12 protein-coding genes are annotated in these 12,774 nt (G+C 63.7%); 10 read left to right on the forward strand and 2 right to left on the reverse strand.

Translation table 11 applies throughout. From position 1 onward, the window contains the following. Positions 1 to 4 precede the first annotated feature (4 nt). From AA309_RS04725 to AA309_RS04735, 3 genes are all read left to right on the forward strand, one after another. Complete coding sequence (locus AA309_RS04725; RefSeq protein ID WP_047187830.1) at positions 5 to 871, forward strand: carbon-nitrogen hydrolase family protein; 867 nt, start codon at positions 5 to 7, stop codon at positions 869 to 871. Positions 872 to 907: 36 nt separating this feature from the next. After that, positions 908 to 1,351 (forward strand): DUF1178 family protein, encoded by a 444-nt coding sequence (locus AA309_RS04730; protein ID WP_047187831.1) that lies wholly within the window; start codon positions 908 to 910, stop codon positions 1,349 to 1,351. Between the two features lie 169 nt (positions 1,352 to 1,520). Then, entirely contained in the window at positions 1,521 to 2,042 is a 522-nt protein-coding gene (locus tag AA309_RS04735) for a metallophosphoesterase family protein (protein WP_047187832.1), read from the forward strand. Positions 2,043 to 2,063: 21 nt separating this feature from the next. Here AA309_RS04735 and AA309_RS04740 read toward each other — a convergent pair whose 3' ends face one another. Further along, positions 2,064 to 3,245 (reverse strand): MFS transporter, encoded by a 1,182-nt coding sequence (locus tag AA309_RS04740; protein WP_047187833.1) that lies wholly within the window; start codon positions 3,243 to 3,245, stop codon positions 2,064 to 2,066. Positions 3,246 to 3,370: 125 nt separating this feature from the next. Between AA309_RS04740 and AA309_RS04745 the strand changes: the two genes are divergently transcribed. Together AA309_RS04745 and nhaA are read left to right on the forward strand one after the other, a co-directional pair. Further along, entirely contained in the window at positions 3,371 to 4,276 is a 906-nt protein-coding gene (locus AA309_RS04745) for a LysR family transcriptional regulator (RefSeq protein WP_047187834.1), read from the forward strand. A gap of 130 nt (positions 4,277 to 4,406) precedes the next feature. Beyond that, a complete protein-coding gene (gene nhaA / locus AA309_RS04750; protein ID WP_047187835.1) occupies positions 4,407 to 5,621 on the forward strand; it encodes a Na+/H+ antiporter NhaA in 1,215 nt (404 codons plus the stop codon). Here nhaA and ubiG read toward each other — a convergent pair. Beyond that, the gene (gene ubiG, locus AA309_RS04755) at positions 5,594 to 6,337 is read right to left on the reverse strand and encodes a bifunctional 2-polyprenyl-6-hydroxyphenol methylase/3-demethylubiquinol 3-O-methyltransferase UbiG (RefSeq protein ID WP_047187871.1); all 744 of its coding nucleotides are present in this window, start codon (positions 6,335 to 6,337) and stop codon (positions 5,594 to 5,596) included. The two genes, nhaA and ubiG, sit on opposite strands and share 28 nt — an antisense overlap. A gap of 129 nt (positions 6,338 to 6,466) precedes the next feature. On the opposite strand from ubiG, the gene AA309_RS04760 reads away from it, so the two are divergent. The 5 genes from AA309_RS04760 to prmC all read left to right on the forward strand — a co-directional run bounded on the left by AA309_RS04760 (position 6,467) and on the right by prmC (position 12,436). Then, positions 6,467 to 7,705, forward strand: a complete 1,239-nt coding sequence (locus AA309_RS04760; protein ID WP_047187836.1) for an aspartate kinase — start codon at positions 6,467 to 6,469, stop codon at positions 7,703 to 7,705. A 102-nt stretch (positions 7,706 to 7,807) separates the two neighbouring features. Further along, positions 7,808 to 10,075, forward strand: a complete 2,268-nt coding sequence (gene ptsP, locus AA309_RS04765; protein ID WP_047187837.1) for a phosphoenolpyruvate--protein phosphotransferase — start codon at positions 7,808 to 7,810, stop codon at positions 10,073 to 10,075. Then, positions 10,075 to 11,163, forward strand: coding sequence for a peptide chain release factor 1 (prfA, locus tag AA309_RS04770; RefSeq protein WP_047187838.1), 1,089 nt, complete (start codon positions 10,075 to 10,077; stop codon positions 11,161 to 11,163). Before ptsP ends, prfA begins: the two co-directional genes overlap by 1 nt. After that, positions 11,160 to 11,585 carry a FosX/FosE/FosI family fosfomycin resistance hydrolase gene (gene fosX, locus AA309_RS04775; RefSeq protein ID WP_047187839.1) on the forward strand — a complete coding sequence of 142 codons (426 nt, stop codon included), beginning with the start codon at positions 11,160 to 11,162 and terminating at the stop codon, positions 11,583 to 11,585. The genes prfA and fosX overlap by 4 nt, the downstream gene beginning before the upstream one ends. Further along, a complete protein-coding gene (prmC, locus tag AA309_RS04780; RefSeq protein ID WP_047187840.1) occupies positions 11,582 to 12,436 on the forward strand; it encodes a peptide chain release factor N(5)-glutamine methyltransferase in 855 nt (284 codons plus the stop codon). The genes fosX and prmC overlap by 4 nt, the downstream gene beginning before the upstream one ends. Positions 12,437 to 12,774 lie beyond the last annotated feature (338 nt).

Consider the following 12,774-nt stretch of genomic DNA (forward strand, 5'->3'; position numbering starts at 1 on the left):
TTTCATGAACCCGACCCGCTTTACCGCCGCCTGCATCCAGATGCGCTCTGGCCGCGACGTTCTGAAAAACCGCGATGCCGCCGTCGCCCTCGTGCGCGAGGCTGCCGAGAAGGGCGCGCATTTCGCCCAGACGCCGGAGATGACCTCCCTTGTCTGCCGCGAGCGGGCGGAAATGTTCGAGAAGGTCGGGCCGCAGGCGCAGGATCCGGTTCTCGCCGCCTTGCGCGAGGTGGCGCGGGAAAAGGGCATCATGGTCCAGATCGGCTCCATTGCCGTGAAGGAAGGCGACAAGGTCGCCAACCGCGCCTTCCTCATCGATACGGACGGCGAGATCGTCGCTGCTTACGACAAGATCCACCTCTACGACGTGGATCTGCCCAACGGCGAGAGCTGGCGTGAATCGGCGACCTATACCGGCGGCAGCAAGGCGGTTCTGGCCGAGACGCCTTGGGGTTATCTCGGCATGACCATCTGCTACGACGTGCGCTTTGCCGCGCTCTACAAGGCGCTGGCCGAAAACGGCGCGTCGTACCTCTCGGCTCCCGCCGCCTTCACCAGGCAGACGGGCGAGGCTCATTGGAACATCCTGCATCGCGCCCGCGCTATCGAGACCGGCTCCTTCATGATCTCCGCCGCGCAGGGCGGGCTGCATGAGGACGGCCGCGAGACCTTCGGCCATTCGATCATCGTCGATCCCTGGGGCCGCGTCCTGGCGGAAGGCGGCACGGCGCCCGGCGTGATCCTGGCCGAGATCGATCCTGCCCTCGTGACAGAAGTGCGCGGGCGCATTCCGACGCTCAAGAATGCGCGCCCCTTCCAGGTGGAGGTCGCGCCAGCTTCTGAAACCCTCGGTCGGGCGGCTACTGCCTGACCGGCTTTGTTGCGTTTGTGAAACCCTAACAAGGACATGATCAAATACGCCCTGGCCTGCGAGCAGGCCCACGAATTCGAGAGCTGGTTTCCTTCGAGTGAGGCGTTCGAAACGCAGCGCCAGCGCGGGCTCGTCACCTGCCCATTCTGCAACTCGTCAAGAGTGGACAAGCAGATCATGGCGCCCTCCGTTGCGCGCACGGACAAGGCGCCCGCCGCACAACCGGAGGCGCAGCCCGTTGCGGTCCTCTCCGACCAGGAGAGAGAACTTCGCGCCGCCCTTCGCGCCCTGCGTGAGCACGTGATGAAGAATGCGGAGAATGTCGGCAAGGATTTCGTCGATGAAGCCCGCAAGATGCATTACGGCGAGGCGGAGGAACGTTCGATCTACGGCGAGGCCGACCTTAAGGAAGCACGCGCTCTGCTGGAAGAAGGAATCGACGTCCTGCCGATTCCCGTCGTGCCGGACGACCGGAACTAGCGCATCGTGCGAAAAAGTGGACCCGGTTTTTCGCGTCTCACGATGCGCTATTCTAAGAAGGGAGCCTCGGATCGAATCCCAAAAGTGCAAATCCACTTTCGGGTCCGAGGCTCTAGCCGCAAGCTCGCGAATGGCGCCGTCCCTGACCTTTTGAAAGGCACACCTCTCCTTGGCGATCTTCTTCACGAGCGACACCCATTTCGGCGATTCACGCGTGCTGCGGATCGACAAACGTCCCTTCAGGACGATCCCCGAACATGACGAGGCGCTCATCGCCAACTGGAATGGAACGGTCTCGGCCGACGACGAGGTCTGGCATTTGGGCGACTTCGCCCTGCATGTGCGACCTGAGCGCATCGACGAGCTTCTCGGTCTTCTCAACGGGCGCAAGCACCTGATTATCGGCAACAATGACGGCCAGGGGACTCTCGCCGCAAAGGGCTGGGAGAGCGTGCAGGCCTATGCAGAGCTCAATGTGGATGGCCGCGCCGTCGTCATGTGCCATTACGCCTTCCGGACCTGGAAGAACATGAGCCGCGGCTGGATCGATCTGCACGGCCACTCGCATGGCAAGCTCAAACCCCAGACGCGGCAATACGATGTGGGCGTCGATCTATGGGATTACCGGCCCGTGACCCTCGACACGATTCTGACCTCCCGGCTGCGTCGCCGGAAGGTCAGTTCTCCATAAGGCCGAGAGGCGGAAAGCCCCTCACACTTGTCCGGGGCGAAGCCTCAAAGACATCTCGGCCTGATCGAGTCTGCGGCTCCAGAGCGCGATTAAAAGTCCGGATGCGGGCAGCAGAGCCGCGACCCATGTGACGGCACCAAGCCCGGGTCCGTGGTCGATCACGAAGCCGCCGAGCCAAGCTCCCAGGGCATTGCCCAGATTGAACGCGGCAATGTTGAGGCTCGACGCAAGGCTCTGACCTGCACCATCGGCCTTTTCGAGAACCCACATCTGCAGCGGCGGAACGGTCGCGAAGGCAGCAGCTCCCAACAGCGCAATGAAAGCGATTGCAGTCACAGGATGGCGAACGCCAATCGTCATTGCCGCAAGAACGAGAGCCAGCAGGGCAAGACTTCCCAGCAGCGTCGCCATGAGGTGCCGATCGGCGAGCCTGCCGCCGACGAGATTGCCCAGCACAAGTCCTGCGCCGAACACGAGAAGGATCGGCGACACGGCCGCTTCGGAGAAGCCGGTGATTTGCGTCAGAATCGGCGCGACATAGGTGAAAACGGCAAAGACGCCTGCATAGCCGAGCACGGTAGTGAGCAGCCCCAGCAGCACGGGACGGCGCAGGAGTACCTTGAGCTCTTCCTTGATACCGCTCTCGGCAAGATCGGGACGATCCTTCGGAACGAAGAGCGCGATCACAGCCAAAGCAACGAGCCCGACGAAGGTCACGGCCCAGAAGGTCGCACGCCAACCGTAAGCCTGGCCGAGCCATGTGCCGAACGGGACGCCAAGAATGTTGGCCACCGTCAGGCCCGTGAACATGATGGCGATGGCGGAAGCCTTCTTGTCGGCAGGCACAAGGCTTGTGGCGACGACCGAGCCGACGCCGAAGAAGGTACCATGCGCAAAAGCCGTCAGCACGCGTGCCGCCATGAGCATCGCGTAATCCGGCGCAACGGCACAGGCCAGGTTGCCGAGCGTGAACACGATCATGAGGCCGAGCAGAACGGTCTTGCGGGACCAGCGGCCCGTCACGGTCGTCAGGAGCGGTGCTCCCACGACGACGCCGAGCGCATAACCGGAGATGAGCAAACCTGCCGCCGAGATCGTGACGCCGAGATCGGCGCTCACCTGGAGCAGCAGGCCCATGATGACGAATTCGGTGACGCCGATGCCAAAGGCGCCGGCCGTCAAGGCATAAAGAGCAAGAGGCATGGGGCAGTCCTTGAAGGAAGTTCTTCGGGGAAGCGGCAGCCGCCGCGTGGTTGCTGCAAGATGGACGCCATCCCGTCGATGAACTAGCCTGCCGGCTGGAACAGCATTTATGAATTGAAGTCACAATGGCACGGGTGGACATCAACCGATTTGGCGAAATGGATGTCTTTGTCAGGGTGGTCGATCTCGGCGGCTTCTCCGCAGCGGCGCGGGCCTTGCGGATGACGCCCTCGGCGGTCAGCAAGCTCATCGCCCGGCTGGAGGCCCGCCTGGGCGCACGCCTCATCAACCGCTCGACCCGCAAGCTCCAGCTGACCCCTGAGGGAACTGCCTTCTACGATCGCTCCTTGAGCATCCTCGCCGATCTTGAGGAAGCCGAGCGCGATGCCGCGGCCGGCGCTGCCCCTCGCGGCTACCTGCGGGTGAACACCAGTGTTCCCTTCGGGATGCACTATCTCATTCCTCTCCTCCCTGGTTTTCTCGCCCGGCACCCGGAGGTGACCGTCGACGTAACCCTGACGGACAAGGTGGTCGATCTGCTGGAGGATCGGGCCGACATCGCCATTCGGGTCGGCCCTTTGCGCAGCTCGCAGCTCGTGGCGCGCAAGCTGAGGGAGAGCCGGATGGTTCTCGTGGCGGCCCCCTCCTATCTGGCAAAGCATGGCGCCCCTCGTCATCCCGATGATCTGACCCGGCACAACCTGTTGGGCTTCGGTTTTGCGCGGCAGAGCAACGGCTGGCCCTTCAAAGACGAACACGGCAACGTCACTGCCGTGGTGCCGACAGGCAACGCCTTGGTCAGCGACGGCGAATCGATGAGGCTCCTCGTTCTGAGCGGCCTCGGGATCAGTCGCCTCTCAATGTTCCATATCGGCCCCGATATCGAAGCGGGACGTCTTGTTCCCGTGCTCGAAAGCCATAACCCTGGTGATACGGAGAGCATCCACGCCGTTTATGTCGGCGGCGGTCACTTGCCCGCGCGGGTTCGTGCCTTTCTGGATTATCTGGTTGAGACGGTCGATCCGGCATGAAGCCCTTCCTCATGCGAAACCTTCATCCGGCAGAGTTCCTCCTGTTTTCGTGATCCGAAACTGGACCATTCGTCCTTCAACTCAGAACCTTTCGTCTTCATAACCGGTTTCGGTCAGGGAGGATGGATGCATGGATCAGCCTAAAAGCAGCTCGAAGCCGAAGAGGCGCGTCTCATTGATGCGCCGGTTCTTCGACAGCGAAGCCTCGGGCGGCATGATCCTGATGGGCGTGACGGTGATCGCCCTCGTTCTCGCCAACTCTCCATTGGCTGACGCCTATTTCGGTGCCTTGAAGACGTACGTCTTCGGTCTCAGCATTCTTCACTGGATCAACGATGCGCTGATGGCCGTGTTTTTCCTGCTGGTGGGGCTTGAGATCAAGCGCGAGATGCTGGATGGCCAGCTCTCCACCTGGCCGCGGAGAATCCTGCCGGGCATCGCCGCTCTGGGCGGCATGATCGTGCCCGCACTGGTGTATCTCGCGATCACGCGCAATGAGCCGCATCTCTACGACGGCTGGGCCATTCCGGCTGCGACCGACATCGCCTTTGCGCTCGGTGTCCTGGCGGTCCTCGGCTCGCGTGTGCCGACGTCCTTGAAAATCTTTCTGACGGCGCTCGCCATTCTGGATGATCTCGGCGCGATCATCATCATCGCCCTGTTCTACACGAGCGATCTCTCGCTCACGATGCTAGGTGCTGCGGCTGTGTGCCTTCTCGTGCTCGTCGCCTTCAACCGTTTCAGCATCACGAGCCTTGTGCCCTATCTGCTCGTGGGCGCGGTGCTGTGGTTCTGCGTACTGCAATCGGGCATTCATGCCACGCTGGCGGGCGTCGCTCTGGCCCTCGCCATTCCGCTCCATCCCAATCCGAAGAAGACCCGCGCGGAGGATGCACCGCTGCACCGCCTAGAGCATGCCCTCCACGCCCCGGTCGCCTACGGCATCATCCCGATCTTCGGCCTCGCCAATGCGGGTGTGTCACTATCGGGCCTCTCGCTCGATGCACTGCTCAGCCCCCTGCCGCTCGGCATCGCCATGGGCCTTTTCATCGGCAAGCAGGTGGGCGTCTATGCCTTTTCCTGGATCGCGATTCGCCTCGGCTTCGCCGACGTGCCCGCCGGTGCGTCACGGCTGCAATGCTACGGCGTCGCCCTGCTCTGCGGCATCGGATTCACCATGAGCCTGTTCATCGGCGCGCTCGCCTTTCCCGGCGCGCCGGAGCTCTCCGATGCCACCAAGATCGGCGTGCTCATGGGCTCAGGCTTATCGGCGCTGGCAGGCTATATCCTGCTCAGCTTCGCTCCGCGTGAAAAACGTCAGGTGCGCGAGGCCAGGAGCATGTAGTTGACCGAGAGGTCGTGGGAGAGAGACCAGCTGTCCCGCAACGGATTGTAGCCGACGCCCGTGATGTCGTTGACCCCGAAGCCCGCCTGTCGGAGGGCATCCATCAGCTCGTCGGGCGTGACGAACCTGTCCCATTCGTGCGTGCCTCTCGGCAGCCAGCCGAGGATGTATTCGGCGCCCACGATGGCGGAGGCGAAGGAGCGCAGGGTCCGGTTGATCGTGGCCATGACGAGGACACCGCCCGGCTTCACGGCCTGGACGCAGGCATTCACGAAGGCCTGCACGTCCGCCACATGCTCCACCACCTCCATGGCGAGCACGATGTCGAAAGCGTCGCCCCGGGCCACCACCGCCTCGACGGTCTCGTTGCGGAAATCGATCGCCACCCCCGCACGCTCCGCATGGAGCCGGGCCACCGAGATATTCGTCGGGGCGGGATCGAGCCCCGTCACCGTGGCGCCGAGCCGGCCCAAAGGTTCCGAGAGCACTCCGCCGCCGCAGCCGACATCAAGGATCGTCAGCCCCTCGAGAGACCGGGCCGAGCGCGGGTCGCGTCCGAACCGGCGGCAGGCCTCGTCGCGAATATAGGCCAGGCGGACGGGGTTGAACTTGTGCAGGACCTTCATGGGGCCGCTCGGGTCCCACCACGTTTCGGCGATCTTCTCGAAGCGGGCGACTTCGGCCGGGTCGATGGTCGTGGAGGCGGCGTCTGTCATGAGATCCGATTCCTCAGGCATAAAGAATTCGTTTCCGCGCGTTGACAGCGCGCGGCCCTACGGTCATGTATACGCGCCTTTTCGCGTCGCGAAGGGCAAAAATTTCCCTTAACCCACGGCCTTCTTCGCATGCCCCGTCTTGTCATGAAGTTCGGCGGTACATCCGTCGCCAATGTAGAGCGCATCCGCAACGTGGCGCGGCATGTCAAACGCGAGGTCGAGGCCGGCTACGACGTGGCCGTGGTGGTCTCGGCCATGGCCGGCAAGACCAACGAGCTGGTCGGCTGGGTGAAGGAGGCCAACGCCCTCTACGATGGCAAGGAATACGACGTGGTCGTCGCCTCGGGCGAGCAGGTGACCTCGGGTCTCCTGGCCATCGCCCTGCAGGAAATGGGGCTCAAGGCCCGCTCCTGGCAGGGCTGGCAGATCCCGATCATGACCTCGGACGCCCACGGCTCGGCCCGGATTGCCGATATCGACGGCTCCGGCATCAGCGAAGGCTTTGAAAGGCATAAGGAAGTTGCTGTCGTCTCCGGCTTCCAGGGTGTCCACAAGGAAACGGGACGCATCACGACCCTGGGTCGTGGCGGCTCGGACACCAGCGCCGTGGCGCTGGCCGCCGCCATCAGGGCTGAGCGCTGCGACATCTATACCGACGTGGACGGCGTCTACACCACCGATCCGCGCATTGTGCCGAAGGCCCAGCGCCTGGATAAGGTTTCTTACGAGGAAATGCTGGAAATGGCCTCCCTGGGGGCCAAGGTGCTCCAGGTGCGCTCGGTCGAGCTCGCCATGATGTACCGGGTGCCGACCTATGTGCGCTCCAGCTTCGACGATCCCGCCGATCCCAAGCTCGGCACCCTCATCTGCGACGAGGAAGACATCATGGAACAGCAGGTTGTCACGGGCATCGCCTATTCGCGCGACGAAGCCCAGATTACGTTGCGGAATGTGGCCGACAAGCCGGGCATCGCCGCCTCGATCTTCGTGCCCCTGGCCGAGGCCAACATCAACGTGGACATGATCATCCAGGTGGTCTCGGACGACACCACCACCACGGATCTCACCTTCACGGTCCCGTCCGCCGAATACGAGCGGGCCTGCGCGGTGCTGAACGCCCACAAGAACGAGATCGAGTTCCGGGACCTTCAGGGCGCCACCGATGTGGTGAAAGTCTCCGCCATCGGCGTCGGCATGCGCAGCCATGCAGGCGTCGCGGCGAAGGCCTTCAAGGCCTTGGCCGAAAAGGGCATCAACATCCGGGCCATCACCACTTCCGAGATCAAGTTCTCGGTTTTGATCGACTCGGCCTATACGGAGCTTGCCGTCCGCACGCTCCACTCGCTATACGGCCTGGATAAGGCCTAATCGAGGGTCGGCCGATTGACGTCCGGTCAGTCGGGCTGCAACACTCGTTGGACAACCGCCGGTTCGGCTCGCCGGCTCCGAAGGACGGGAACCTGAAAGCTCATGCCAAGTGCTCCCGGCGGTCCGCGCCTTCTGCTGCGCCGCCTCCGCGAGATTATGGCGGAGCCGGTAGGAGCGCAGGACCGCCTCGACAAGATCGTCAGGCAAATCGCCGCCAACATGGTGGCGGAGGTGTGCTCCGTCTATGTGATGCGCGGCGATGGGGTCCTTGAGCTGTTCGCCACGGAAGGCCTGAACCGGGAGGCCGTCCACCTGACCGTCATGCGTTCGGGGGAAGGTCTCGTCGGCCTCATCGCCTCCACGGCCGAGCCGCTCGCCCTCTCCGACGCCCAGAGCCATCCGGCCTTCTCCTACAAGCCCGAGACAGGCGAAGAGATCTACCACGCCTTCCTCGGCGTGCCGCTGCTGCGGGCCGGCAATACGCTGGGCGTCCTCGTCGTCCAGAACCGCACCTACCGGATCTATACGGAAGAAGAGGTCGAGGCGCTTCAGACCACGGCCATGGTGGTCTCCGAGATGCTGGCCGCCGGCGAACTGCAGGCGCTTGCTCCCGTGGACACCGGAATCGCCCTGCGCCGCCCTGTCTACCAGAAGGGCACGGCGCTGGCCGACGGCGTGGGCCTCGGTTACGTGGTGCTGCATGAGCCGCGGGTCGTCATCAAGAACCTGATTGCCGAGAACGTCGAGGCGGAACTCCAACGCCTGGACAAGGCCATCGGCGAGGTGCGCGTCTCCATCGACGAGCTGATCGAGCGGGGCGACGTGGCCCATCACGGCGAGCACCGCGAGGTGCTGGAAACCTTCCGCATGTTCGCCCATGATCAGGGCTGGCTGCGCCGCATGCGCGAGGCCGTGGCTTCGGGCCTCACCGCCGAAGCGGCCGTGGAACGGGTGCAATCCGACAACCGCGCCCGCATGCTGCGCCAGACGGATCCCTACCTACGCGAGCGCCTGCACGATCTCGACGATCTCGCCAACCGCCTGCTCTTCCGCCTCGTAGGGCGCGACATGGTGGCCGAGCGCAGCTCATTGCCCGACAATGCCATCATCGTCGCCCGCTCCATGGGCCCGGCCGCGCTCCTCGATTACGACCGCTCGCGCCTGCGGGGCCTGGTGCTGGAGGAAGGCGGTCCGACAAGCCACATCGCCATCGTGGCGCGGGCGCTGGGCATTCCCGCTGTGGGCGAGGTGTCGAACGCAACCTCGCTCACCGAGCCGGGCGATGCCATCATCGTCGATGGCGCGGCGGGCGAGGTGCAGATCCGGCCCAATGCCGACGTGGAAGCCGCCTATGCCGAAAAGGCACGGCTTCGCGCCAAGCGCCAGGAGCAGTATCTCAAGCTGCGCAACGTGCCCTCCGTCACCAAGGATGGCGTCGAGATCACGCTGCAGCTGAATGCGGGCCTTCTCGTCGACCTGCCTCATCTCGCCGAGACGGGGGCTGCCGGCGTCGGACTGTTCCGCACCGAGCTGCAGTTCATGATCGCGGAGAAGATGCCGTCCGCCTCCGATCAGCAGGCGCTCTACAGCGCCGTGTTCGCAGAGGCCGGCGAGAGACCCGTCACCTTCCGCACCCTCGACATCGGCGGCGACAAGATCCTGCCCTACATGCAGGCGGTCGAAGAAGAGAACCCGGCCTTGGGCTGGCGCGCGATTCGCATCGGCCTCGACCGTCCCGGCCTGCTGCGCGCGCAGGTGCGCGCGCTCCTCAAGGCTGCCGCCGGGCGGCCCTTGAAGCTCATGTTCCCGATGGTGGCGACCTGCGACGAGTTCGAGCGCGCCAGAACCATCGTGGAGCGCGAAAAGAGCTATCTCTCGCATCACGGCCACACCCTGCCCTCGGATCTGAAGCTCGGCGTGATGCTCGAGGTGCCCTCGCTCCTGTTCCAGCTCAAGGAAATCTGCGAGCGGGCCGATTTCATTTCCATCGGCTCCAACGACCTGATGCAGTTTCTCTTCGCCATCGACCGCGAGAACCGGCGCGTGGCGGATCGCTTCGATCCGTTGAGCGCGCCGATGCTGCGCGCCCTGAAGCTCGTGGCGGAACAAGCGCAGACCTCGGGCTGCCAGGTGACCCTGTGCGGCGAAATCGGCGGCCGTCCCCTCGAAGCCATGACGCTGCTCGGCCTTGGCTTCCGCTCGCTCTCCATGTCGCCGGCCGCCATCGGACCGGTGAAAGCCATGCTGCTCGCGCTCGATATCGCCGAGCTCAACGCCTTCCTTCATGACGAACTGGAAAATGCCGGAAGCGGCGATACGCTGCGCCCGAAACTTGCTCAATTTGCCGAAAGCCGTGGTATCCCGGTCTGATGACGATTGCCCCTCCTTCCGACCGCTTGAACGCTATTCTTGCCCGCCATGACATCATCACGGCGACGCTCAATGCCGGCCCCGATCCGGAAACCTTCGTCGCATTGTCGCGCGAGCTCGCGGAGCTCGACGGCGTCGTGGGCGCGATCCGCGCCTATCGCGCGATGGAAGACAACCTGCATGGTCTTCAATCGCTGATCGAGGATCCTTCGACCGATACCGAGATGCGCAAGCTCGCCGAGGAAGAGCTGCCGCAGGCGCGCGAGGACCTTGAGAAGGCGGCGCAGGATCTGCGCATCATGCTGCTGCCGAAGGACGAAGCCGACGAAAAGAGCGCGATCCTCGAAATCCGCGCCGGCACGGGTGGTGACGAAGCCGCGCTGTTCGCGGGCGATCTGCTGCGCATGTATACGCGTTATGCGGACCTCAAAGGCTGGAAGGTCGAGATCGTCTCCGAGAGCGAAGGCACGGCCGGCGGCTACAAGGAAGTGGTGGCCGAAGTCAAAGGGCGCGGCGTGTTCGCGCGGCTCAAATTCGAGAGCGGCGTGCACCGCGTGCAGCGCGTCCCCGACACGGAAACGCAAGGGCGTATTCACACCTCCGCCGCCACCGTCGCCGTGCTGCCGGAAGCGGAAGATGTCGATATCGTCATCAACGATGCGGATCTGAAGATCGACACCATGCGTGCGCAGGGCGCCGGCGGTCAGCACGTGAACAAGACCGAGTCGGCGATCCGCATCACGCATATCCCGACAGGCACCGTGGTGTTCGTGCAGGACGAACGCTCGCAGCACAAGAACCGTGCGCGCGCCATGGCGCTCCTGCGCTCGCGTCTCTACGACGCCGAGCGCACGGCGAAGGATGCGGCACGTGCCGCCGACCGCAGATCCCAGGTTGGGTCCGGCGACCGCTCCGAGCGCATCCGCACCTACAACTTCCCGCAAGGGCGCGTGACGGATCACCGGATCAACCTCACGCTCTACAAGCTTGAGGAAGTGATGGCCGGCAATGCGCTCGACGAATTGATCGATGCGCTGATCACCGAGCATCAGGCAGCCCAGCTCGCCGATCAGGATCAGGCCGCATGACCGAGGGCAAGATCGAAGGATTGAGCCATATCACGCTCATCACCAGCGATCTCGCATGCATGACCGCGATCGTCGAACAGGTGCTCGACGGCAAAGAGATCTACTCGTCCCGCGACGAGACCTTCTCGCTCTCGCGCGAAAAGTTCTTCATCGTCGGCGGACATTGGATTGCCGTGATGGAAGGCGAGAGCCTGCCCTCGCGCACCTACAATCACATCGCCTTCAAGATTCCGGCCTCGGCTATCGATGATTATCGCGCACGCATCGAAAAGCTCGGGCTGGAATTCCGCGAATCACGTCCCCGCGTCGAGGGCGAAGGGCACTCGCTCTATTTCTACGATCACGACAACCACCTGTTCGAGCTACACACCGGCACGCTGGAAGAGCGTCTCGAACGCTATCGGCAGGGCATTCCGGCGTGAGCGCCCTCACCCGCGCCCAGGCCCTCAGGAACCTGCGCCGGACACTCTCCGAAGCGGGTTTCGAAACGGCTGCCCTGGACGCGCGCCTCCTCCTTCTGTCGGTTCTGCACGTCCCGGCAACAGAGCTCATCACCAACCCCGATGTGCCGCTGACCACCGATGAGGCCGATCGGTTCGAGGCCGTCACCCGCCGCCGACTCGCCCATGAGCCGGTGGCGCGAATCGTCGGGGAGCGGGAGTTCTGGGGCCTGCCCTTTGCCCTTTCACCTGAGACTCTCGTGCCGCGCCCGGACACGGAAACCGTGGTGGCGACGGCGCTCGACCTCCTGCCTGATCGGCAAATACCTCTGCGCATGGCGGATTTCGGCACCGGCTCGGGCTGCCTGCTCGTCGCCCTCCTGCACGAGCTGCCCCAGGCCACCGGACTTGGGGTGGATCTCTCGCCCGGCGCCCTCAGGACCGCCCGGCGGAACGCCTGGGCCAACGGCGTGGGCCGGCGCAGCTTTTTCGCCTTGTCCCACTGGGCGGATGCGATTGCGGGCCGCTTCGACCTGATCGTCTCCAACCCGCCCTATATCGCGTCCCCGGTCATTCCGACCCTTGACCAGGAGGTGCGGGAGCATGATCCGGTCCTTGCTCTCGATGGCGGCCCCGATGGACTGGAGCCTTATCGAATCCTGCTCGGCGAGGCGAAGCGCCTCCTGGTTCCCGGCGGGCTTCTGGTGGTCGAGATCGGCTATGACCAAGCCGAAGATTTACGAAGCTTGGCCGCAACTCATGGCCTTGAAATCCTCAAAGTCGCACACGATCTATCTAACAACCCCCGATGTGTTGCCATGAGGCATCCTTGACCATGCAGGGTGAGGCATTCTTGCCTCAGGCGGGGGTAAAAGCTGAAAAATGGCTTGTTGGACCGGGAGGAACCCGCTAGATTCGATCATAGAGATCGTCCTCGGTCGTAAGAAAACGGTAGCTCCCGAGGGGAGCATGCCGGAAGACCAAACGATATCCATCGCGCAGGCAGGGGCTTTTGAACAGCCGGGCGCGATCATCTGAACCCGATACTGAAGGATAGTCAGGCGCACGATTGAGCGTCTTGACTGAACGACAGACGGTTTGCCACGCGAACGGTGGGCGTCGAGCCCGTTCGGTGAACATTGGCTTGCATATCGCGTGGGCTTTAAGAACC

The sequence above is a fragment of the Microvirga vignae genome (genome assembly GCF_001017175.1).
Taxonomy (GTDB): domain Bacteria; phylum Pseudomonadota; class Alphaproteobacteria; order Rhizobiales; family Beijerinckiaceae; genus Microvirga; species Microvirga vignae.

Coding starts and splice junctions, on each gene's coding strand:
- AA309_RS04725 (WP_047187830.1), top strand. CDS start 5: ATGAACCCGACCCGCTTTACCGCCGCCTGCATCCAGATGCGCTCTGGC.
- AA309_RS04730 (WP_047187831.1), top strand. CDS start 908: ATGATCAAATACGCCCTGGCCTGCGAGCAGGCCCACGAATTCGAGAGC.
- AA309_RS04740 (WP_047187833.1), bottom strand. CDS start 3,245: ATGCCTCTTGCTCTTTATGCCTTGACGGCCGGCGCCTTTGGCATCGGC.
- AA309_RS04745 (WP_047187834.1), top strand. CDS start 3,371: ATGGCACGGGTGGACATCAACCGATTTGGCGAAATGGATGTCTTTGTC.
- nhaA (WP_047187835.1), top strand. CDS start 4,407: ATGGATCAGCCTAAAAGCAGCTCGAAGCCGAAGAGGCGCGTCTCATTG.
- ubiG (WP_047187871.1), bottom strand. CDS start 6,337: ATGACAGACGCCGCCTCCACGACCATCGACCCGGCCGAAGTCGCCCGC.
- AA309_RS04760 (WP_047187836.1), top strand. CDS start 6,467: ATGCCCCGTCTTGTCATGAAGTTCGGCGGTACATCCGTCGCCAATGTA.
- ptsP (WP_047187837.1), top strand. CDS start 7,808: ATGCCAAGTGCTCCCGGCGGTCCGCGCCTTCTGCTGCGCCGCCTCCGC.
- prfA (WP_047187838.1), top strand. CDS start 10,075: ATGACGATTGCCCCTCCTTCCGACCGCTTGAACGCTATTCTTGCCCGC.
- fosX (WP_047187839.1), top strand. CDS start 11,160: ATGACCGAGGGCAAGATCGAAGGATTGAGCCATATCACGCTCATCACC.